Raw genomic sequence first — 21,869 nt, 5'->3', positions numbered from 1 at the left:
CTTCGCAGCCGGGGAGGTCAGACCGGCAGCAGTCCCGACACGACCGCGGCGAGTTGCTGCGCGTTGCGGCATTCGTGCATCGGAACGACGTCGGCGTACACCGGCGCCGCCGAGTCGCCGTGCCCCCACTGCCCCCTCGGCTCGGGATTCAGCCAGTGGGTGTGTTTCGCGACGGTCGCCAGGTGACCGAGCGCGGCCACGTTGGTGTCCCGGTAGTTGTTGCGGGCGTCGCCGAGGATCAGCAGCGACGTCCTGCCGGTCAGCGTGTGCGCGTAGCGTTCGGCGAACACGCCGATCGCGTTGCCGTAGTCGGAGTGCCCGTCGTAGGCGATCAGGTCGGCCTCCCGGATCATCCGGGACATCGACGAGCCGAGATCGGCGCCCGCGTCGAAGAAGCGGGTGACCTCGTCGGTGGTGTCGATGAACGCGAACACCCGCACCCGGGAGAACTGTTCCCGCAGCGCGTGCACCAACAGCAGGGTGAAGTTCGAGAACCCGGCGACGGATCCGGAGACATCGCACAGGACCACCAGTTCCGGGCGGGCAGGACGCGGCTTGCGCAGCACCAGCTCGATCGGGACGCCGCCGGTCGACATCGACTTCCGCAGCGTCCTGCGCAGGTCGATCGCGCCGGCGCGGGCCCGTTTGCGGCGGGCGGCGAGCCGGCTGGCAAGCTTGCGGGCCAACGGGGTGACGGTGCGCCGCAGGGTGACCATCTCGGTGTCCGACGCGCGCAGGAAGTCGACCTCCTCCGCGAGTTTCGGCACCCCGTAGGTCGCGACCCGCTCCTTGCCGAGTTGTTCGGCGGAGCGGCGCCGCGTTTCCACCTCGACCATCTTCCGGAAGTCCGCGACCCGCTGGGCCGCGGTCCGGCGGGCGATCTCGGTGGCGTAGTCGCCGGCCTCACGTTCGGACCGGTCGGCGTTGCCGAGCAGCCCGTCGAGGATCCGCGAGACCAGCGTCTCGGGCGCCACGTCCCGCAGCGCCTGGTAGGCGGAGAAGGACGGGCCCTTCGCGGACTGGTACTGCCCGAGTTGCTCGACGAGCCGCGCGGTGAGCAGTTCGATCCGGGCGAGCGCCTCCGGCGAGCCGTCGACGAGCAGACCCGCGATCAGTTCCCGCAGCGCCTCGAAGTCGACCTCGCCGCTGTCGCCGCGGGGAATGTCGATATCCACCCCGCTGGTGCGAACGCCGAGCCCCGCCGGGAACCACAGGTCGAACAGCGCATCGTAGGTCGCGCGGTGGGTGGGCCTGCGCAGTAGCGCGCAGGCGAGACCCTCCCGCAGCGCCTCCCGGTCGAGGAGATCGAGCACCGCCATCACCCGGCCCGCGTCGACCGTCTCCGAGGGGCCGACGGCGATACCGCGCGTGCGCAGCGCCTCAACGAAGTCGACGAGATGCCCGGGCAGCCCGTACGGCGCTGCCGGGTGGTGTCCGGGTGCGGCGGACATCGGGGGTGCCTAGTTGAGCCGCAGCTCGGCCGCGGCCCGCTGCTGGTCCGACTGATGTTTGAGGATGACACCCATCGTGGTGCGGATCGCGTCGTCGTCGAGGGTGTCCATGCCGAGGGCGAGCAGGGTACGCCCCCAGTCGATGGTCTCCGCGACGGACGGCAGCTTCTTGAGTTGCATGCCGCGCAGGACGCGGATGGTCCGCACCAACTGGTCGGCGACCGCCTCCGGCAGTTCGGGGACCCGGCTGGCGAGGATCCGCCGTTCGAGGTCGGCGTCCGGGAAGTCGAGGTGCAGGAACAGGCAGCGCCGCTTGAGCGCCTCGGACAGCTCCCGGGTGCCGTTCGAGGTGAGGACGGTGAACGGCTTGCGGGTGGCGGTGATCGTGCCCAGTTCGGGGACGGTGACCGCGAAGTCGCTGAGCACCTCGAGCAGTAGGCCCTCGATCTCGACGTCGGCCTTGTCGACCTCGTCGATCAGCAGCACGGTCGGGTCCTCGCGCCGGATCGCGGTGAGCAGCGGGCGGGACAGCAGGAACTCCTCCGCGAACACGTCCTGCCGGGTGTCCTCCCAACTGTGTTCCGCGCTGGACTGGATCCGCAGAATCTGCTTGGCGTGGTTCCACTCGTAGAGCGCCCTCGCCTCGTCGACACCCTCGTAGCACTGCAAGCGGACCAGTTCGGCGCCGGAGGTCTGCGCCACCGCCCGCGACAGTTCGGTCTTCCCGACACCGGCCGGGCCCTCGATGAGCAGCGGCTTACCCAGCCGGTCGGCGAGGAACACCGCGGTCGCGGTGCCCCTGTCGGCGAGATACCCGGTCTCGGCGAGGCGGGCGATGACGTCGTCGACGCTGCTGAACACGGGAGGGGTTGCTGGGAGCGCTCGATCCACGGTGGGAGCCTTTCGTGCAGAGGTCAGGCGGGGCGGGTGTGGCCGTCGCCCCACACCACCCACTTGGTCGAGGTGAGTTCGGGCAACCCCATCGGTCCGCGGGCGTGCAGCTTCTGGGTGGAGATCCCGATCTCGGCCCCGAACCCGAACTGCTCGCCGTCGGTGAACGCGGTGGACGCGTTGACCATCACCGCTGCGGCGTCGACGCGGGCGGTGAACTCGCGTGCCGCGGCCAGATCGGCGGTGACGATGGCCTCGGTGTGGCCGGTGCCGTAGCGGTCGATGTGCTCGACGGCCGCGTCCAGGTCGTCGACGACGGCGAGCGCGACATCGAGGGTCAGGTACTCCTCGGACCAGTCGGCGTCGGTGGCTGGGACGAGGCCCGGCAGGTCCCCGTGCACGGTGACGCTGTTGCTCTGCAGCACCTGCAGCAGCCGCGGGACCGCGACGTCGGCGATCGCCGCGTCGACGAGGATCGTCTCGGCGGTGTTGCAGACGCTGGGCCGCCGCGTCTTGGCGTTGATGACGATCCGCTCGGCCATCTCGAGGTCCGCGGCCGCGTGCAGGTAGACGTGGCAGTTGCCGACACCGGTCTCGATGGTGGGCACGGTGGCGTCCCGGACGACGGCGCCGATCAGGCCGGCGCCGCCGCGTGGGATGACGACGTCGACGAGACCGCGGGCCTGGATCAGGTGGGTGACCGAGGAGCGGTCCTCACTCGGCAGCAGCTGCACGGCGTCGGCGGGCAAACCCTGGGCCGTCAGCGCGTCGCGGAGCACCTCGACCAGCGCGGCGTTGGAATTCTTCGCCGACGACGACCCGCGCAGCAGCGCCGCGTTGCCGGACTTGAGGGCCAGCCCGAACGCGTCGACGGTGACGTTGGGCCGGGCCTCGTAGACCATGCCGACCACGCCGAGCGGCACCCGCAGCTGCCGGATCTCGAGTCCGTTGGGGAGGGTGCTGCCGCGCACGACCTCCCCCACCGGGTCGGCGAGGCCCGCGACCTGACGGAGCCCGGACGCGATGCCGTCGATCCGGTCGGCGGTCAGCCGGAGCCGGTCGATCAGGGACTCCTCGGTGCCCGCGGCGCGCGCGTTCTCGACATCGGCGGCGTTCGCGACGAGCACGGTGTCGGTGGCGGCGAGCACGGCGTCGGCGGCGGCATGCAGGGCCGCGTCCTTCTGCGCCGTGGTCAGCAGTGCCAACGCGCGGGACGCGACGCGCGCCCGACGCGCGGCCGCATGCACCGCCTCCCGGATGTCGTCGGTCACCTGCGCAGTCTCGTTCACGGCCGTCATGGGTACAGGGTAACGATCGCCCGATGCCGGGGTCGGCGGCGGCGTGCCCGGAGACCGCGGAGTTCGACACCAGCACGATCGATTGTTAGCGTTGCTTCGTTCCGCGCTGGTGGCTCCGAACCATGCGCCCGTCCGACATACGGTGCACCGGAAACGGTTTCGGAGCAGTGCCGCGAGCCAGAGCCATCCGACGGGGGTCGGAGTGAGCCACAGGGCCGCGCGCCGCCGACACCCGACCAGCGCCGCCGCCGAGCGGGCGACGAAAAGATGCGTGCATCAGGTGCGTGCCCCGCTGGTGCGGCACCTGCGCCGAGGAGCGCACACACATGACCCGACAAGCCCAGATCAGCAGCAGCGAGATCGCCGCATCGACCGAGGTCACCGTCGTCGACGAGACCGCCGTCAAGCGGGCCGTCAAGGCAACGATGCTCGGCAACGCCATGGAGTGGTTCGACTTCGGCGTCTACGCCTACCTCGCCGCCACCCTCGGCAAGGTGTTCTTCCCGGAGGCCGGGGGCATCACCCAGCTGCTGTCCACGTTCGCGATCTTCGCCGCCGCCTTCATCGTGCGACCGCTCGGCGGCCTGTTCTTCGGGCCACTCGGGGACCGGATCGGCCGCAAACGGGTGCTCGCGACCACGATCATCATGATGGCGGCCAGCACGTTCGCGATCGGGTTGATCCCGAGCCATGCGTCCATCGGCGTCGCGGCCCCGGTGCTGCTGGTCCTGTTCCGGCTGCTGCAGGGCTTTTCGACCGGCGGCGAGTACGGCGGCGCCAGCACCTTCGTCGCCGAGTACGCGCCCGATCGTCGGCGCGGCTACTTCGCCAGCTTCCTCGAACTCGGCACCCTCGTCGGCTACGTCGCCGCTGCCACCCTGGTGACGCTGATCCAGGCGCTCACCACGGACGACGCGCTGGTCGACTGGGCGTGGCGGATCCCGTTCCTGATCGCGGGCCCGCTCGGCCTGATCGGGCTGTACCTGCGCCTGCGCCTGGAGGAGACACCCGCCTTCCGGGCCTTCGAGGAATCGCGCGCGGACACCACCGACCGGCCGGAGCAGGTGAGTGCGCTCGCGAAACTGCGGGAGATCGTGACCGGCAGTTGGCGCCCGATGGTGCTGTGCATCGTGCTCGTCGCGACCTACAACATCGCGCACTACGGCCTGCTCACCTACATGCCGACCTACCTGTCGAGCACGCTCGGGTACGACGAGACACACGGTCTGCTGCTGATGATCGTGGTGATGGTCGCGATGATGGCCGTGATCACCCGGGTCGGCGCCCTCTCCGACCGGGTGGGCCGAAAGCCGCTGCTGCTCATCGGTTTCATCGGGTTCTTCACCCTGTCACTACCCGCCTATCTGCTGATCGGTCAGGGTGGCTACCTGCCGGTGATCGTCGGACTCGCGACGCTCGGTGCGCTGCTGCTGCTGTTCGTCGGCGTGTTCCCGTCGGTCCTGCCCGCACTATTTCCCACCGGGGTCCGGTACGGCGCGCTCGCGATCGCGTACAACCTCGCGGTGTCGCTGTTCGGCGGCACCACCCCGCTCGCGATCACCGCGCTCGAGGGCGCGACCGGGAGCAATCTGGTTGCGCCGATCTACATGATGGGTGCTGCACTGATCGGCGGGGTGGCGGTCCTCCTCATCCCGGAAACCGCCCGCCGCCCACTCGAGGGCTGCGCACCCGCCGTGGAGACCGAGTCCGAGGCGCGAATCATCCTGCGCCGCATCCGCACACGAACCGCACGGGCAACGTCCGGACTGCCGCGCCGTGCGGTGCCGGCCGACCACACCTGAGCGATCGCCGCGCGGAGGCACCGGCCAGGGACCTACCCTGGGCCGATGTCCCCGCGTGTGACCGTCCTCGGCAGCGTCAACATCGATCTCGTCACCACCACCCCGACCCGCCCGGCGGGCGGCGAGACGGTGCTCGGCACCGGCTTCACGACCGGCCCCGGCGGCAAGGGCGGCAACCAGGCAATCGCCGCGGCGCGCGCAGGCGCACGGGTCGCCTTCCTCGGCGCGGTGGGCACCGATGCCTTCGCCCCGCAACTCCGCGACGCGCTTGAGGCGGGCGGGGTCGATGTGACGCTGCTCCGGGAGGCGTCGGGCCCGAGCGGCGTCGCCGCGATCACCGTCGACGCCGGGGGTGAGAATTCGATCGTCGTCGTTCCCGGCGCCAACGCCGCCATGGAGGCGCTGACCGACGAGGAACTCGACCGGATCGCGGGCTCGGACGTGCTGCTGTGCCAGTTGGAGATCCCGCTGCCGACGGTCACCGCCGGCGCCGCCAACGCCCATGCCGCAGGAGTCACCGTGTTTCTGAATCCGTCACCGGCGCAGCAGCTTCCGGCTGCCCTACTCGACAACGTCGACGTCCTGATCGTCAACGAGACCGAGGCCGTCCAGCTGGGTGACGCCGCCCTGGCCCGGGTGCCGCACCTGATCACCACCCTCGGTGGTCACGGCGCCCGCTGGCGCGGACCGGACGGCGCCGCCGTGCCCGCCGCAGCGCCCGCCGTCGCCGTCGCCGACACGACCGGCGCGGGCGACGCGTTCGCGGGCACGCTCGCGGCCTGTTGGCACCTCGGGCCCGCGACGGCCCTGCGCCGCGCCGTCGCGGCAGGCGCGCTGGCGACCACCCGCCCCGGCGCGGCCGCGTCCTCCCCCACCGCCGCCGAGGTGGACGACCTGCTCGCGCGACACCCCGGCCCCAATCCGGCGCGCCAGTAGTTCGCGTGGCATAGCATCGCCCCACCGCGGCCCGAGTGAGCCAGATCACAGGTCGCCGATCGGGACGGAGCACGGATGAACCGAACAGTTGCGGGCCCCACCCTCGCGGACCTCGCGTTCCGCGCCGCCGACGCGTACGGCGACCGACCCGCCGCGCAATGGCAGGACGCGCCGGACCGGTGGGACCAGTTCAGCTACCGCGACCTCGCCGACCGGGTGACGGATTTCGGCGCGGGCCTGATCGACCGCGGCCTCGACGCTGGCGACCGGGTCGCGGTCCTGGCCACGACCCGCCCCGACTGGTCGATCGCCCACCTGGGGATCGTCGCGGCAGGCGGCGTCCACGTGTCGGTGTACCCCACCAACTCCGCCGAGGAGTGTGCGTGGGTGGTGGGCAACTCGGAGGCCCGCGGCATCGTGTGCGAGAACGCCGACCAGGTCGCACAGATCACCGCCGTCCGAGACCGGCTTCCCGCACTGGAGTGGATCGTGATCCTCGACGGTGCGGCGGAGGGCGCAACCGGGGCCGACGAGATCCGCCGCCGCGGCCGGGCCGCCGGCGCCGAGAAACTCCGCCGCCGCGCGGCCGCCGTCGAGCCTGCGGATCCCTACGTGTTCATGTACACCTCCGGGACGACCGGCCCGCCGAAGGGCTGCGTGCTCACGCACGGCAACTACCGCGCGATCATGACCGCGAACCTCACCCTCGACGAACTCGAGGGTGACACCTCCGACAAGGACATGGTCCTGTACCTGTTCCTGCCGCTCGCGCACGCGTTCGCCCTGCTGTTCCAGCTCCTCACGTTCGACCGCGGCGGCATCATCGCCTATTGGGGCGGTGACACCACCCGGATCGTCGCCGAGGTGATGCAGACCCGGCCCACCCACCTGCCCTCGGTGCCACGCGTGTTCGAGAAGGTGTACACCCTCGCGGTCGGTTCCAAGCCTGCCGAGGAACGGGACCGCATCCTCGCCGCCGCGGCGCTCGGCGTCCGGGTCCGCGACCTGGAGCAGGCCGGCGAACCGGTCCCCGACGATCTCCGGGCCGGGTTCGACGCCGCCGAGTCCGCCCTATTCCAGGGCGTGCGGGCGCTGTTCGGCGGGAACCTCGACCTGGCGATCACCGGTGCGGCCCCGATCTCGAAGGACATCCTGGAGTTCTTCTACGGCTGCGGCGTCCCGCTGATGGAGGGCTTCGGGATGACCGAGACCTCCACCGGTGCAACGGTGAACACCACCCGACACCACCGGTTCGGCACCGTCGGCCGCACGCTGCCCGGCGTCGAGGCGCGGATCGCCGACGACGGCGAACTGCTCCTCAAGGGCGCGAACATCTTCCAGGGCTACTACAAGATGGCGGACGCGTCGTTCGGCGCGATCGTCGACGGATGGCTGCACACCGGCGACCTCGCGTCGATCGACGGGGACGGCTACGTCTCGATCATCGGCCGCAAGAAGGACATCATCGTCACCTCCGGCGGCAAGAACCTGACCCCGGCGAACCTGGAGAACGACCTCAAACGGTCGCCGTGGATCAGTCAGGCCGTGATGTACGGCGACCGCCGCCCCTACCCGGTGGTGCTGGTGACCCTGGACCCGGAAACGGTGCTGCCATGGGCGCAGGCACAGGGCCTGCCGGACACGATCGCCGCCCTCGCGCAGCATCCGTCCGTCGTCGACCTCGTCCGGCAGGCGGTGGACGCCGCGAACGCGGCACTCGCACCCCCCGAACAGGTCAAGAAGTTCACCATCGCCCGCCGCGACCTGTCCCAGGAGACCGGCGAGCTGACCCCGACGCTGAAGATCAAACGGACGGTGGTCTGCGCGAACTTCGCCGCCGAGTTCGAGGCGATGTACGCGGACTGAGGCGCGAGGTCAGTCCAGCCACTCCAGCGCGGCCGCCACCAGCGCCGCAACCCCGGTGTCCAGGGTGGGGCGGATCACCGGGGCGAACCGCGGGGAGTGGTTGGACGGCAGCGGCGTTCCATCGGTTGTCTCGAATCCGCCGATGAACCAGTAGGCGAGCGGAATCCCGAGTTCGGTGGCCAGGTCGCCGACATCCTCGCTGCCCGCGACCGGGCCGATCTCGAACACCTTGTCGTCGCCGAGCAGCCCGCGCAGCGCCCCGAGCGTTCGGCCGGTCGCGTCGGGGTCGTTCACGGTGAGCGGAAAGCTGTTCAACTCGGTGATCTCCGGCCGCTTCGGTGCGCCGGACGCGTCCGCCTCGGCGTTCGCGATCCGGGTGATCCCGGCGGTGAGCTGCTCGGCGACACGGGTCTCGAACGCGCGGGTGTTGACCTTGAGCACCGCCTCGTCCGGGATGACGTTTTCCTTGGTGCCGGACTGGAACGACCCGACGGTGACCACGGCGGGGTCGGTGGGCGACACCTCCCGCGAGACCAGGGTTTGCAGCCGCAGCACCGTCGACGCACCCATCACCACCGGATCAATGGCCTGGTCGGGCATCGACCCGTGCCCACCGCGTCCGAACATCCTGATCTGCACGCTGCTGGCGGCCGCCATCGCGGTGCCCGGGCTGGCGAATACGGTGCCGACCGGGCCGGGCATCACGTGCTGTCCGAGCACCACCGACGGCGCCGGGATCACCGAGTACAGCCCGCCGTCGATCATCGCGCGGGCACCGTCGCCGAGCTCCTCCGCAGGCTGGAACAGCGCGATCAGCGTCCCCGACCAGTGTTCGCCCCCGCGGGCGAGGAGGTCGGCGGCACCGAGCAGGCAGGCGACGTGCATGTCGTGCCCGCAGGCGTGCATCACCGGCACCGTCTCCCCCGCCGCGGTCACCGCGGACGCCGTGGACGCATAGTCCAGGCCGGTGTCCTCCCGAACGGGCAGGGCGTCCATGTCCGCACGCAGCAGCACCACCGGGCCGTCCCCGCGCCGCAGGACCCCGACCACGCCGGTTCCGCCGATGCCGCCGGTCACCTGATAGCCCGACGCCGCGAGACGCTCCGCGACGAGGGCCGCGGTGCGGTGCTCGGCGTGCGACAGTTCGGGGTGCGCGTGCAGGTGCCGATACAGGTCGGCGAGATCGTCGGCGATGGCGTCGAATCCGGCGAGGACGGGATGCGCGGTCAGGTTCATCGTCCAGGCGTACCATGCCGGTTCCGCGTTCGCGCGGATCTCGCCGCCGATTCCCCAGCCGGTTCGCCCGGTCGAGCGTGTCGGTCCCGTCCGGCACGATGGACGGCATGACCTCAGCGACCACCGATCTCCGTGCCGACGCCGAAGCCCTGCTGCGGGAACTCGCGGGCCCCGCCGCCCGGCTGCGGGACGACCAGTGGCTGGCCATCGAGGCGCTGGTCGTGCACCGGCGGCGCGCCCTCGTCGTGCAGCGCACCGGCTGGGGCAAGTCCGCGGTGTACTTCATCTCCGCGAAACTGCTCCGGGCCAGGGGTCACGGCCCGACGGTGATCGTGTCGCCGCTGCTCGCGCTGATGCGCAACCAGGTCGACTCGGCGCAGCGCGCCGGGGTGCGCGCGGCGACCATCAACTCCGGGAACATGACCGAGTGGGACGAAATCCACCAGCGCATCGCGGACCGCGAGGTGGACGTGCTGCTGGTCAGCCCGGAGCGGCTGAACAACCCGGATTTCCGGGATCAGGTGCTGCCCTCGCTCGCCGCGGACGCGGGCCTGGTGGTCGTCGACGAGGCCCACTGCGTCTCCGACTGGGGCCACGACTTCCGGCCGGACTATCGCCGCATCCGCACCCTGATCGCCGAACTCGGTGACGGGATTCCGGTGCTCGCCACCACCGCGACCGCGAACGACCGGGTGGTCGCGGATGTGTCGGCGCAGCTCGGTGTCGGCGGCACCGAGACACTGGTGCTGCGCGGCGGCCTTGAGCGGGAGTCGCTGTCGCTGTCGGTGGTTCGCATCGACGAGGCGACGAAGCGTGCGGCATGGCTGGGGCAGCGCCTGAGTTCGCTGCCCGGCTCCGGGATCATCTACACCCTCACGGTGTCGGCGGCGCGGGAGCTCGCCGAGCTGCTTACCGAGCAGGGGCACGCGGTCGCGGCATACACCGGGCAAACCGAAACCGCGGAACGCGAGCAGCTCGAATCGGACCTGCTCGGCAACCGGGTCAAGGCACTGGTCGCGACGTCGGCACTCGGGATGGGCTTCGACAAGCCGGACCTCGGGTTCGTCGTGCATCTCGGCGCTCCCTCGTCGCCGATCTCGTACTACCAGCAGGTCGGCCGCGCAGGCCGGTCCACCGACCGAGCCGAGGTCGTGCTGTTGCCCGGACATGAGGACCGGCAGATCTGGAGCTACTTTGCGTCCGTGGCCTTCCCTCGCGAGCCGGTGGTGCGCCGGGTGCTTGCGGTCCTCGACCCGGAACGTCCGCAGTCGACGCAGGCGCTCGAGCCATTGGTCGAGCTGAACCGGTCCCGGCTGGAGATGGTGCTCAAGGTCCTCGACGTCGACGGGGCGGTACGCCGGGTGCGCGGCGGCTGGATCGGCACCGGCCAGCCGTGGGAGTACGACGCCCCGCGCTACGAGCGGCTCGAGCAGGCCAGGACGGCCGAGCAGCAGGCGATGATCGACTACCAGAGCACCTCGATGTGTCGGATGGAGTTTCTGCGCCGCCAACTCGACGACCCGCTGCTCACCGACGCACCCGCGCCGTGCGGACGCTGCGACACGTGCACCGGGGCCACCGTCGACACCAGCGTGGATGACGACGCGGTCACCCGGACGCGGGCCCGTCTCGACCGACCCGGAGTCGACCTCGCGCCCCGCAAGCAGTGGCCCACCGGTCTGTCGAAACTGGGAATCTCGTTGTCCGGGAAGATCACCGACGGACCGGAGACCGGGCGGGTGATTGGCAGGCTCTCCGACCTCGGCTGGGGCCCGCGGTTGCGTTCGCTGCTCGACGCGCCCGACGGCCCGATCCCGGACGCCGTCGTCGACGCCGCGATCCGGGTCCTCGCCGCCTGGGACTGGGAGGTGCGTCCGGCGTCGGTGGTCGCGCTCGAGTCCGAGACCCGGCCGCAGCTGGTGGCGTCGCTCACGTCCCGGCTCGCCGAGGTCGGCCGGTTGACCGACCTGGGCGTCCTGCACCGCACCCCCGGCCACCCGCCGGTGTCGGCGGCGAACTCGGCGTATCGGGTCGCCGGGCTGGTGGGCGGATGGACCGCGCCGGACCTGGCCGCGGTGGAGGGGCCGATCCTCCTGGTCTCTGATGTCACCGACACGGGGTGGACCCTGACGGTTGCGGCACGGGAACTGCGGTCCGCCGGGGCCGACGGGGTCCTCCCGTTCGCACTCGCGAGCGTGAGCTGAATCCGCGTTCGCGGGCAATGGATATCGCCGGAAACCGCCCCGGCGATACAGCAATGTGACACACCTCACAACCACTGTCTCACCTGCATCGAAACAGTCGTGTCGCAACCGGTCTCGAACGAAGGAGGTGAAACCGTCACGCTCCCGTTGTTACGTTCGGATTGCATATGAGCCCAGCAACGGAGAGCAGTACCCCAACCCTGTCACCTCAGCCGCCGACACCGATGGACGTCCCGAGGCACGAGACGGTCGCCTGCCGCAGGCCGACGATCGCGGACGGAACCAGGATGTGGGAGATCGCCCGCGACTCGCGCGTGCTCGACCTCAACTCCAGCTATGCGTACCTCATGTGGTGTCGGGACTTCCACGACACTTCCACCATCGCCGAAGTCGACGGTGACGTCGCCGGATTCGTCACCGGATTCGTCCGACCGGACGACCCGCAGACCGTGTACGTGTGGCAGGTCGCCGTCGACGAGAACGCCCGCGGACGAGGGGTCGCCGCCGCGATGCTCGGCAATCTCCTCGATCACCTCGCCCACCAGGGCGTCACCCGCCTCGAAACGACCATCAGTCCGGACAATTTCGCGTCCATCGCGTTGTTCACGGCGTTGGCCCGCAACCGCTACACCTCGATCACGAAGCGAGAACTGTTCACCCCCAGTCACTTTCCCGATACGCATGATTCCGAAGAGCTCTACGTCGTCGGGGACGAGAGCACCGAAGGAGCGCGATAGATGACCACCGCAATCAACACCAGCATTTTCACCACCCTCGAGTCCGAGGTCCGCAGCTACAGCCGGTCCTGGCCGACCGTGTTCGAGTCCGCCCGCGGAGCATGGCTGCGGGCCGAGGACGGCCGCGAGTACCTCGATTTCTTCGCAGGCGCAGGCGCACTCAACTACGGACACAACAACCCCGTCCTCAAACGCGCCCTCATCGACTACCTCGAATCCGACGGCATCACCCACGGACTCGACATGCACACCACCGCAAAGCGACGCTTCCTCGAAACCTTCGACGACCTCATCCTCACCCCCCGCCGACTCGACTACAAAGTCCAATTCCCCGGACCCACCGGCACCAACGCCGTCGAAGCCGCCCTCAAACTCGCCCGCAAGGTCACCGGCCGAGAATCGATCGTCAACTTCACCAACGCCTTCCACGGCATGACCCTCGGATCACTCTCCGTCACCGGCAACTCCATGAAACGCGCAGGCGCCGGCATCCCCCTCGTCCACTCCACCCCCATGCCCTTCGACAACTACTTCGACGGCGAAACCCCCGACTTCCACTGGTTCGAACGCGTCCTCGACGACAGCGGCAGCGGACTCAACCGCCCCGCCGCCGTCATCGTCGAAACCGTCCAGGGCGAAGGCGGCGTCAACATCGCCCGCCCCGAATGGCTCCGCGCCCTCGCCGACCTCTGCTCCACCCGCGGCATCCTCCTCATCGTCGACGATGTCCAAATGGGCTGCGGCCGCACCGGACCCTTCTTCTCCTTCGAGGTCGCGGGCATCACCCCCGACATCGTCACCCTCTCCAAGTCCATCGGCGGCTACGGCCTCCCGATGGCCCTCACCCTCTTCAAACCCGAACTCGACGTCTGGTCCCCCGGCGAACACAACGGCACCTTCCGCGGCAACAACCCCGCCTTCGTCACCGCCACCGCCGCCCTCGAGCAGTACTGGGCCGACGACCTGCTCAGCCTGTCGACCGCGTCGAAGGGCAAGCGGATCGGTGAGATCTTCGCCAACCTCGCGGATTCGTTCGACGGGGTCAGCACCCGCGGGCGCGGCATGGTGCAGGGCCTGGTATTCGACGATCCCGGCAAGGCGGTCAAGGTCTGTGGTCTCGCCTACGACGAGGGACTGCTCGCCGAGACCTCCGGTCCGTCGGACGAGGTCGTGAAACTCCTTCCGCCGCTGACGATCACGAGCGAGGAACTCAATCACGGCCTGAGCATTCTCGCCGAGGCGACCGCGAAGGTGTGTGCCTGACATGATCGTGCGTACCACCGACGAGATCACCGACACCGACCGCGACATCACCAGCGCGGACGGCAACTGGCGCTCGAAGCGGATCGTCCTCGCCGGCGACGGCGTCGGATTCTCCTTCCACGAGACCACCATCGCCGCCGGATCGGTCAACGAGTTCCACTACGCCAACCACATCGAGGCGGTCTGGCTGATCGAGGGCGACGGCATCCTCACCGACCTCGACACCAACGAGGTGTACGAACTACGGCCGGGCACCATGTACCTGCTCGACGGCAACGAGCGGCACCGGGTCGAACCGGTCACCCGGATGCGGATGCTGTGCGTGTTCAATCCCCCGGTCACCGGGCGGGAGGTGCACGACGAGAACGGCGTCTACCCACTGATCGAGACACCCGCCCGCCGGTGGGTAGCATCGAGCCATGTCGAAGATCGGCACCAAGGTCAGATCCCTGTTCCATCGGCGCCGTCCCGTCACGCGGGAGGATGCCGCCGAGATCGCCGACTGGGTCAACGAGGGTGGCGCGCCGCACCCCGACGGCCCGCCGGTGGTCGACGACGAGGACGGACCGGGGTCGCGCCGGGACGGGTCGCGCTAGCCTGGACTCCATGACCGCATCCACCGCGCCTCGGACGACGGTGGATCTGTTGGAGCTCATCCGGGGCCGCAGCGTCGTCGCGTTGACCGGTGCGGGCATGTCCACCGACTCCGGCATCCCCGACTACCGCGGACCCGACGCGCCTCCCCGGACCCCGATGACCTATCAGCAGTTCATGGGCGACGCGGCGTTCCGGCGGCACTACTGGGCCCGCAACCACTTGGGCTGGCGGTACATGGACGGGGCCCGACCCAACTCGGGTCACCGTGCGCTGGCCGCACTGGAACGGACCGGCACGGTGCGCGGGGTGATCACCCAGAATGTGGACCTGCTGCACACGAAGGCGGGTAGCCGGTCGGTGATCGACCTGCACGGCAGCTACGCGCAGGTGCGATGCACGCGGTGCGGGCACCGGATCTCCCGCATGTCGCTGGCCGAACGACTGGACGCCGCCAACCCCGGCTTCGCCGAATCCGTTGCCGCCGCGTCCGGTGTGGAGATCGCGCCGGACGCCGACGCCGTACTCGAGGAGACCGCGCACTTCCGCGTCGTGGACTGCGCGCGCTGCTGCGGCGTCCTCAAGCCGGACATCGTCTACTTCGGCGAGTCTGTCCCCCGCGACCGCGTCGACGCCGCGTTCGCGATGGTCGAGTCCGCCGATCTGCTGCTGGTGCTGGGTTCGTCGCTGACGGTGATGTCAGGGCTGCGCTTCGTCCGCCGGGCCGCGAAGCTCGGCATGCCGATCGCGATCGTCAACCGCGGCGCCACCCGCGGCGACGACCTCGCCACCCTGAAACTCGACGCAGGCTGCGCGGAGACCCTCACCACTCTCGTCACCTGAACCCTCCCCCGACACGCCACCCGACCCCGCGTCGACCTTCCCCCCGGCTGCCACCCCCCGGCTGCCACCCCCGGGTTGACCGAATGTGGGATTCGGTCAGCCTGACTGACCAAATCCCACATTCGGTCAGCCTGAGCGGACGGTCAGAGTCGGACGAGGTCGTCGGCGTGGACGACGGGCCGCTGCATGTCGGACGGCAACTCCATCGTGGACCGGCCGAGCATCTCCTCGAGTTCCGCGGCGTCGTACGCCACCACACCCCGCGCCACCGGCAGGCCGTCGGGGCCGAGCAGCGAGACCACGTCGCCGCCGTGGAATCGGCCGCCGGTCGCGGTGATGCCCGCCGGGAGCAGGGAGCGCCGCTTGTCGACGACCGCACGGACGGCGCCCGCGTCGAGGTGCAGCTCACCCTGGGTGTCGGCGGCGTGCCGGACCCAGAACTTGCGCGCCGACATGCGCGCCGGACGGGCCGCGAACGCGGTACCGACGCTCGCCGTCGACAAAGCCTCCGCCGCGTCGGTGGCGGCGGCCAGCAGCACCGGGACACCGGAGTCGGCGGCCAGGCGTGCCGCGGACAGCTTCGAGGCCATCCCGCCGGTGCCCAGCGCCCCCCCGGAGCCGGCGACCACACCGTCCAGGTCCTCGGGGCTCGTCACCTCGGGGATCAGGATGGCTCCGCCCTTACGGGGGTCCCCGTCGTAGAGACCGTCGACGTCCGACAGCAGCACCAGCGCGTCGGCGCTGACCAGGTGCGCGACCATCGCCGCGAGCCGATCATTGTCGCCGAACCGCAGTTCGGTGGTCGCGACGGTGTCGTTCTCGTTGACCACCGCGACCGCGTGCAGCGCCCGCAACCGGTCCAGCGTCCGCTGCGCGTTGCGGTGCTGGGTGCGACGGGCGATGTCGTCGGCGGTGAGCAGCACCTGCCCGACCGTCCGGCCGTACCGGTGGAACGAGGTGCCCCACGCATGGGCGAGCGCGAGTTGACCGACACTCGCCGCCGCCTGCTTGGTCGCGAGGTCCCGGGGGCGTTTCGACAGGCCCAGCGGCGCGATGCCCGCACCGACCGCGCCCGACGACACCACGACCACGTCGGAGCCCGCGCGCATGCGGGCCTCGACGGCGTCGGCGAGCGCGTCGAGTTTCCTTCTGTCCAACCCGGATTCGAGACTGGTCAACGCCGACGAGCCGATCTTGACCACGACACTCCGGGCGGTGGCGATCTGGGTGCGGGTGTCGGACACCCCGGTCACTTGCCGTCGCCGTCGGAGTCCAGTCCGCGGCGGATGCGACGCGCGTGCTTGCGTTCGGCGGCACCGATCCGCTCATCCTGGTCGAGGCGGGCGTCGGTGCCGCGACCGGTGCGGGTGATGTCGACACCGGCCGCGGTCTGCGGCTCCCAGTCGAAGCTGACGTCGCCGATCGTCACCGAACAGCCGGGCTCGGCACCCATCTTGATCAACCGGTCCTCGACACCGAGACGGGCAAGCCGGTCCGCGAGGTAACCGACGGCCTCGTCGTTGTCGAATGCGGTCTGCCGGATCCACCGCTCGGGTCGGGTACCGCGGACGATGAAACCGCCGGGCGTCTCGGGGTCGGCGATGATGCTGAACCCGGTCTCATCGACGGCGATCGGGCGGATCACCTGCCGCTTGGGTGCGGCGGGCGGGTGCGCGATGCGGTAGTCCTCGACCATCTTCGCCAGCGCGAAGGTCAGCGGGCGCAGGCCGTCCCTGCTCACCGCGGAGATGGTGAACACGGGCCAACCGCGTGCCTCGAACTCGGGGGTCACCATCTCGGCGAGCTCCGCCGCATCCGGCACGTCGGCCTTGTTCAGGATCACGATGCGGGGCCGGTCGGCGAGGTCACCGAGTCCCGCGTCGCCGGACAGCGCCGGGGTGTACGCGGCCAGCTCCGCTTCGAGTGCGTCGACGTCGGACACCGGGTCGCGACCGGGTTCGAGGGTCGCGCAGTCGACGACGTGCGCGAGCACCGCGCACCGTTCGAGGTGCCGCAGGAAGTCGAGGCCGAGTCCGCGGCCGTCGCTGGCGCCCGGAATCAGGCCGGGCACGTCCGCGACGGTGAACGTGGTGTCACCGCTGGACACGACGCCCAGGTTCGGCTGCAGCGTGGTGAACGGGTAGTCGGCGATCTTCGGCTTGGCCGCGGACAGCACCGACACCAGCGACGACTTGCCCGCCGACGGGAATCCGACGAGGCCGACGTCGGCGACCGACTTCAGTTCGAGCACCAGGTCGCGTTCGACGCCCTCCTCGCCGAGGAGCGCGAAGCCGGGCGCCTTGCGCGCCTTCGACGACAGCGCAGCGTTGCCGAGCCCGCCGCGCCCACCCTGCGCGGCGACGAACCGGGTTCCGGTGCCGATCAGGTCGGCGAGGATGCGGCCGTCCCGGTCCAGCACGACCGTGCCGTCGGGGACCTTGAGGACGAGGTCGGAGCCGTTGCCGCCCTCTCGGTTTCCGCCCTCACCCTGGCGGCCGTTGGTTGCCTTGGCGCGGGGATGGAAGTGGAAATCCAGCAGCGTGTGTACGTTCGAGTCGACGACGAGGATCACGTCACCGCCCCGACCGCCATTGCCGCCGTCCGGTCCGCCGAGCGGCTTGAACTTCTCGCGGTGCACCGAGGCACACCCGTTGCCGCCCTTGCCTGCGCTGACGTGCAGCGTCACGCGGTCGATGAATCGGGACATGACTGCCGGATCCTTCCCTTCAGTCGGTGAAAAGCAGGAGGGGCGGGCCGGGTGTGTGACCCTGGCCCGCCCCTCCTGGAAGCGTTGCTCGAAGCAGCAGACTCAGGCCTGTGCCTCGGCCGGAACGATGTTCACGGTCTTGCGTCCACGCTTGGTGCCGAACTCGACGGCACCGGCGGCAAGGGCGAACAGGGTGTCGTCGCCGCCACGAGCGACGTTGACGCCGGGGTGGAAGTGCGTGCCACGCTGACGCACCAGGATCTCGCCTGCGCTGACGGACTGGCCGCCGAACCGCTTCACGCCGAGTCGCTGGGCATTCGAATCGCGACCGTTGCGCGAGCTGGATGCACCCTTCTTATGTGCCATGACAGACCCTCCTGGGTTGGAAGAAGACTCGGAGCCCGAGTTACTTGATGCCGGTGACCTTGAGGACCGTCAGCTTCTGCCGGTGGCCCTGACGCTTGTGGTAGCCGGTCTTGTTCTTGAACTTGTGGATCCGGATCTTCGGGCCCTTGGTCTGCTCGACGACCTCACCGGTGACCGTGACCTTCGCCAGCTTGTCGGCGTCGGTGGTCAGCTCGGCTCCGTCGACGAGGAGGACCGGGGTCAGCGAGACAGCAGCGCCGGGCTCACCCTCGATCTTCTCGACCTTGACGAGGTCACCAACAGCGACCTTGTACTGCTTTCCGCCGGTCTTGACGATCGCGTACGTTGCCATCGGACGGCTACCCCTTGCTAATTCGAACGTGCTCACGCGACTACCGCCGCGCGACTGGTCTGTGTACTTGCTTCCCCGGACACCCCGGCACCCGGACGGGCGCAGCAGAGCGGTGTCACCGAGTAGCGACCGCTCAAGGTTACGGGATGGCGATCGGCAGGGTCAAACCGCCCCACCCGCCGCCGTTGCCCGTGACCTCGAGCGGTCGGCCGATCACGATTCCGTCGGTGGTCCGGCGGGACGCCCGGCGGCGCGCCGACGCGCACGCCGCTTCGGTGCGGCGGGCTCAGCTGCCGCCGCCTCCGCCGCGCCGGACACCGGCGTGGCCTCGACGGCGGCGGCCGGCTCGACGACCGGCTCGACCACGACCGCGGGTTCCGCAGGCACCGGGTCCGGGTGCGCGGGAAGCGTCAGCACGGTCCCCTCGTCGACGCCAGCCACGGGTGCCGCGGCCGCGCGGGAGGCCCGGCGCGACCGGCGGCGCGGGCGCGCCGCTGCCGTGGGCTCGCTGGCGGGTTCCGGTGCAGGCTCGGAGACGGGTTCGGGTGCAGGCTCGGCGGCGGGTTCGGGCGCGGCATCCGCCTCGACGACCGGCGTCTCGACGGCAGGGTCCGCGACGACGTCCGCCGTCTCCGTGACGACGACCTCGGCCGCCGCGGCTGCAGCGTCCGCCGTGTCCGGATGCTCGTCCTCGGGGTGCAGGTGTGCGGCCATCGCCAACGCCACCGGGTGCGCCCGCTTGACGGACGCGTCGGCCTCCGCGCCGTGCCCGTCCTTCTCCGGTGCTGGCTCGGCGGCCTGCGCCTTGTCCCGGCCCCGCTTGCGGCGTCCGCCGCCCGATTCGCCCTTGCCCTGGTTGCGGGAGCCGGAGTCGTCACCGGAGCGGACCTCGACCGGATCGGCGTGCACGACGATGCCGCGGCCGTGGCAGTGCTCGCAGGTGGTCGAGAACGCCTCGACCAGGCCGGTGCCCAGCTTCTTACGGGTCATCTGAACCAGGCCGAGCGAGGTGACCTCGGACACCTGGTGCCGGGTCCGGTCGCGTCCGAGCGACTCGGTGAGCCGACGCAGCACGAGATCCCGGTTCGACTCGAGCACCATGTCGATGAAGTCGACGACGATCATGCCGCCGATGTCCCGCAGCCGCATCTGCCGCACGATCTCCTCGGCGGCCTCCAGGTTGTTCCGGGTGACGGTCTCTTCGAGGTTGCCGCCGGCGCCGGTGAACTTGCCGGTGTTGACGTCGACCACGGTCATCGCCTCGGTGCGGTCGATCACCAGGGTGCCGCCCGACGGCAGCCACACCTTCCGGTCGAGCGCCTTCGCCAGCTGCTCGTCGATGCGCCGGACCGCGAAGATGTCCGGTCCGCCCGCCGCAGGCTCGTACCGCTCCACCCGCGGCAACAGGTCGGGTGCGACGGTCCGGATGTAGTTCTCCACCGTCGACCAGGACTTCTCGCCCTCGATGACGATCTTGGAGAAGTCCTCGTTGAACAGGTCGCGCACGACCTTGACCAGCAGGTCCGGCTCCTCGTACAGGGCCTTCGGGTTACCCGACTTACCCTTGTCCGCGGCCTCGGCCTCCTTCTCGATGTCCGACCACTGCGACTGCAGCCGCTGCACGTCGCGGGCGAGTTCCTCCTCGCTGACGCCCTCCGCGGCGGTGCGGATGATGACGCCCGCCTCCGGCGGAACCACCTCCCGCAGGACCTCCTTGAGCCGCTTGCGTTCGGTGTCGGGCAGCTTGCGGCTGATCCCGGTGGACGTGCCGCCGGGCACGTAAACGAGGAACCGTCCCGCCAGCGAAATCTGGGTGGTCAGGCGGGCACCCTTGTGCCCGACCGGGTCCTTGGAGACCTGAACGAGCACCTGGTCGCCCGGCCTGAGCGCCTGCTCGATCTTGCGGCTGTTGCCGCCGAGACCGGCGGCCTCCCAGTTGACCTCACCGGCGTAGAGGACGCCGTTGCGTCCGCGACCGATGTCGATGAAGGCCGCCTCCATCGACGGCAACACGTTCTGCACCCGTCCGAGGTAGACGTTGCCGACCATCGACGCGGACGCCGACGTGGTGACGAAGTGCTCGACGAGGACGTCGTCCTCGAGGACCGCGACCTGGGTCAGGCCGTCGGGGTGCGCGGCACCGCTCTTCTCCCGGACCACCATCACCCGGTCGACGGCCTCACGACGGGCCAGGAACTCGGACTCGGTGAGGATCGGCGGCCTGCGCCTGCCCGCGTCCCGACCGTCGCGGCGGCGCTGACGCTTGGCCTCGAGCCGGGTGGATCCGGAGATGCCCTGCACCTCGTCCTTGGCGCGGGCCTTGGTGCGGGGTTCACGCTCGTGCACGACCGTCGTGACACCGTCGTCCTCGGTGGCGTCGCCGTCGCCGCTGCCCTTGCGACGGCGACGACGCCGACGACGCCTGCTCGTGCCGTCCTCGGACTCCTCCGCACCCGACTCGGTGTCGACCGTCTCGGCCTCCGCCGCCTCGGTATCCGCGTCCGCCGATGCGTCGGCCGCTGTCCCGTCCTCCGCGGGAGCGGTCTCGGTCTCGTCGGCGGTGTCAGTCTCCGCGCCCTGCTCACCGCGACCCCGGCCGCGGCCTCGGCGCCCGCGGCGGCGGCGCCGGCCCTGGCCCTCCGCGGACTCGTCGTCGGCGTGCTCCGCGCCGGCCGCTCCGGCCTCCTCGGAGGTCGTGGCCTCCGCGGCAGAACCATCCGCCTGCTGTCCGCCCGCCGTCGGCTCCTCAACCTCCGCGGCCGCGGAGGTTCCGGTGGTGACCTCGATCGGGGCAGCCTCGTCGGGGGCGGCCGCTTCCCGGCGCGCCCGGCGACGACGCGGTGCGGGTTCGGGGGCCGTCTCCGGCTGCAGGAACAGCGGGGCCTGGAACAGCGGCGGCTCGGTGGCCGCGGCGGGCGCCGCCTCGGTGTCGGTGTCGGTGAACAGGCCGGGCTGCTGCGGGATGTGCGCGTCGGCGATCAGGTCGGGGGCGGCGCGCAGCACCGGGTCGGCGGCCGGAGTGGGTTCGGCGGCCTGCTCGGCGGCCGGTGCCGTCGGTGCGGCCATCGCCGCGTGCACGCGCTCGGCGAGCGCGCGGTCGATGCTGGACTGGGCGCTGCGCAGTTCCGTCCCGAACTCCGCGACCTGGGCGAGCACCTGCTTGCTGGTCACGCCGAGCATCTTGGCGAGGGCGTGAACGCGCATCTTCTCCGGGAACACCGGATCGGTGGGCTGTGAATTCTCGGGCGGCGCTTGGTCGGCCACGTAAGTCTCCTCGAGCCCCCGGGCGCGTCCATCCCTGTCGGATGTGCGCGGCCACTCGG

Annotated in this window: 16 protein-coding genes and 1 pseudogene; 8 read left to right on the top strand and 9 right to left on the bottom strand. The window is 70.5% G+C overall.

Annotated elements, in window-relative coordinates:
* Positions 1-17 precede the first annotated feature (17 nt).
* Genes ACFWQG_RS05175 through ACFWQG_RS05165 form a run of 3 tightly spaced genes read right to left on the bottom strand, consistent with a single transcriptional unit; the run spans position 18 to position 3,640 of the window.
* Positions 18-1,451 carry a VWA domain-containing protein gene (locus ACFWQG_RS05175; protein ID WP_378506517.1) on the bottom strand — a complete coding sequence of 478 codons (1,434 nt, stop codon included), beginning with the start codon at positions 1,449-1,451 and terminating at the stop codon, positions 18-20.
* 9 nt (positions 1,452-1,460) lie between these two features.
* Positions 1,461-2,342 (bottom strand): AAA family ATPase, encoded by an 882-nt coding sequence (locus tag ACFWQG_RS05170; protein WP_378506516.1) that lies wholly within the window; start codon positions 2,340-2,342, stop codon positions 1,461-1,463.
* A 23-nt stretch (positions 2,343-2,365) separates the two neighbouring features.
* Positions 2,366-3,640: a glutamate-5-semialdehyde dehydrogenase gene (locus ACFWQG_RS05165; RefSeq protein WP_378506515.1), complete on the bottom strand. Its 1,275-nt coding sequence runs from the start codon at positions 3,638-3,640 to the stop codon at positions 2,366-2,368.
* 326 nt (positions 3,641-3,966) lie between these two features.
* Between ACFWQG_RS05165 and ACFWQG_RS05160 the strand changes: the two genes are divergently transcribed.
* The 3 genes from ACFWQG_RS05160 (at position 3,967) to ACFWQG_RS05150 (ending at position 8,244) form a co-directional block, all read left to right on the top strand.
* Positions 3,967-5,442, top strand: coding sequence for an MFS transporter (locus ACFWQG_RS05160; RefSeq protein ID WP_378506514.1), 1,476 nt, complete (start codon positions 3,967-3,969; stop codon positions 5,440-5,442).
* A 45-nt stretch (positions 5,443-5,487) separates the two neighbouring features.
* A complete protein-coding gene (locus ACFWQG_RS05155) occupies positions 5,488-6,378 on the top strand; it encodes a ribokinase (RefSeq protein ID WP_378506513.1) in 891 nt (296 codons plus the stop codon).
* 75 nt (positions 6,379-6,453) lie between these two features.
* A complete protein-coding gene (locus tag ACFWQG_RS05150) occupies positions 6,454-8,244 on the top strand; it encodes an AMP-dependent synthetase/ligase (protein ID WP_378506512.1) in 1,791 nt (596 codons plus the stop codon).
* 9 nt (positions 8,245-8,253) lie between these two features.
* On the opposite strand, the gene ACFWQG_RS05145 is transcribed toward ACFWQG_RS05150, so the two are convergent.
* On the bottom strand, positions 8,254-9,480 hold the full coding sequence (locus tag ACFWQG_RS05145) for an amidohydrolase (RefSeq protein WP_378506511.1): 1,227 nt from the start codon (positions 9,478-9,480) through the stop codon (positions 8,254-8,256).
* A gap of 107 nt (positions 9,481-9,587) precedes the next feature.
* Between ACFWQG_RS05145 and ACFWQG_RS05140 the strand changes: the two genes are divergently transcribed.
* The 5 genes and pseudogenes from ACFWQG_RS05140 (at position 9,588) to ACFWQG_RS05120 (ending at position 15,121) form a co-directional block, all read left to right on the top strand.
* Positions 9,588-11,684 (top strand): RecQ family ATP-dependent DNA helicase, encoded by a 2,097-nt coding sequence (locus tag ACFWQG_RS05140; RefSeq protein WP_378506510.1) that lies wholly within the window; start codon positions 9,588-9,590, stop codon positions 11,682-11,684.
* A gap of 167 nt (positions 11,685-11,851) precedes the next feature.
* Entirely contained in the window at positions 11,852-12,421 is a 570-nt protein-coding gene (gene ectA, locus ACFWQG_RS05135; RefSeq protein WP_378506509.1) for a diaminobutyrate acetyltransferase, read from the top strand.
* Positions 12,422-13,684: a diaminobutyrate--2-oxoglutarate transaminase gene (gene ectB / locus ACFWQG_RS05130; RefSeq protein ID WP_378506508.1), complete on the top strand. Its 1,263-nt coding sequence runs from the start codon at positions 12,422-12,424 to the stop codon at positions 13,682-13,684.
* Position 13,685: 1 nt separating this feature from the next.
* A pseudogene (locus ACFWQG_RS05125) lies at positions 13,686-14,081 on the top strand (ectoine synthase); the annotation flags it as partial.
* A gap of 209 nt (positions 14,082-14,290) precedes the next feature.
* Entirely contained in the window at positions 14,291-15,121 is an 831-nt protein-coding gene (locus ACFWQG_RS05120; RefSeq protein WP_378506507.1) for an NAD-dependent protein deacetylase, read from the top strand.
* 143 nt (positions 15,122-15,264) lie between these two features.
* On the opposite strand, the gene proB is transcribed toward ACFWQG_RS05120, so the two are convergent.
* From proB to ACFWQG_RS05095, 5 genes are all read right to left on the bottom strand, one after another.
* Positions 15,265-16,365: a glutamate 5-kinase gene (gene proB / locus ACFWQG_RS05115; RefSeq protein ID WP_378506739.1), complete on the bottom strand. Its 1,101-nt coding sequence runs from the start codon at positions 16,363-16,365 to the stop codon at positions 15,265-15,267.
* A gap of 5 nt (positions 16,366-16,370) precedes the next feature.
* Complete coding sequence (gene obgE / locus ACFWQG_RS05110) at positions 16,371-17,828, bottom strand: GTPase ObgE (RefSeq protein ID WP_378506506.1); 1,458 nt, start codon at positions 17,826-17,828, stop codon at positions 16,371-16,373.
* 102 nt (positions 17,829-17,930) lie between these two features.
* A complete protein-coding gene (rpmA, locus tag ACFWQG_RS05105; RefSeq protein WP_378506505.1) occupies positions 17,931-18,194 on the bottom strand; it encodes a 50S ribosomal protein L27 in 264 nt (87 codons plus the stop codon).
* A gap of 40 nt (positions 18,195-18,234) precedes the next feature.
* A complete protein-coding gene (gene rplU, locus ACFWQG_RS05100; protein ID WP_378506504.1) occupies positions 18,235-18,546 on the bottom strand; it encodes a 50S ribosomal protein L21 in 312 nt (103 codons plus the stop codon).
* A 213-nt stretch (positions 18,547-18,759) separates the two neighbouring features.
* Positions 18,760-21,810, bottom strand: a complete 3,051-nt coding sequence (locus ACFWQG_RS05095) for a translation initiation factor IF-2 N-terminal domain-containing protein (protein ID WP_378506503.1) — start codon at positions 21,808-21,810, stop codon at positions 18,760-18,762.
* Positions 21,811-21,869: the final 59 nt, after the last annotated feature.

Source organism: Rhodococcus sp. NPDC058532 (genome assembly GCF_042719255.1).
Lineage (GTDB): Bacteria > Actinomycetota > Actinomycetes > Mycobacteriales > Mycobacteriaceae > Rhodococcus_G.
Note: the sequence above shows the minus strand (reverse complement) of the source record. Positions and strands in the feature narration are given on the sequence as shown.

Excerpts from the sequence above, each read along its gene's own strand:
- ACFWQG_RS05175 (WP_378506517.1), bottom strand. The coding sequence starts at position 1,451 with ATGTCCGCCGCACCCGGACACCACCCGGCAGCGCCGTACGGGCTGCCC.
- ACFWQG_RS05165 (WP_378506515.1), bottom strand. The coding sequence starts at position 3,640 with ATGACGGCCGTGAACGAGACTGCGCAGGTGACCGACGACATCCGGGAG.
- ACFWQG_RS05160 (WP_378506514.1), top strand. The coding sequence starts at position 3,967 with ATGACCCGACAAGCCCAGATCAGCAGCAGCGAGATCGCCGCATCGACC.
- ACFWQG_RS05155 (WP_378506513.1), top strand. The coding sequence starts at position 5,488 with ATGTCCCCGCGTGTGACCGTCCTCGGCAGCGTCAACATCGATCTCGTC.
- ACFWQG_RS05150 (WP_378506512.1), top strand. The coding sequence starts at position 6,454 with ATGAACCGAACAGTTGCGGGCCCCACCCTCGCGGACCTCGCGTTCCGC.
- ACFWQG_RS05145 (WP_378506511.1), bottom strand. The coding sequence starts at position 9,480 with ATGAACCTGACCGCGCATCCCGTCCTCGCCGGATTCGACGCCATCGCC.
- ACFWQG_RS05140 (WP_378506510.1), top strand. The coding sequence starts at position 9,588 with ATGACCTCAGCGACCACCGATCTCCGTGCCGACGCCGAAGCCCTGCTG.
- ectA (WP_378506509.1), top strand. The coding sequence starts at position 11,852 with ATGAGCCCAGCAACGGAGAGCAGTACCCCAACCCTGTCACCTCAGCCG.
- ectB (WP_378506508.1), top strand. The coding sequence starts at position 12,422 with ATGACCACCGCAATCAACACCAGCATTTTCACCACCCTCGAGTCCGAG.
- ACFWQG_RS05120 (WP_378506507.1), top strand. The coding sequence starts at position 14,291 with ATGACCGCATCCACCGCGCCTCGGACGACGGTGGATCTGTTGGAGCTC.
- obgE (WP_378506506.1), bottom strand. The coding sequence starts at position 17,828 with ATGTCCCGATTCATCGACCGCGTGACGCTGCACGTCAGCGCAGGCAAG.
- rpmA (WP_378506505.1), bottom strand. The coding sequence starts at position 18,194 with ATGGCACATAAGAAGGGTGCATCCAGCTCGCGCAACGGTCGCGATTCG.
- rplU (WP_378506504.1), bottom strand. The coding sequence starts at position 18,546 with ATGGCAACGTACGCGATCGTCAAGACCGGCGGAAAGCAGTACAAGGTC.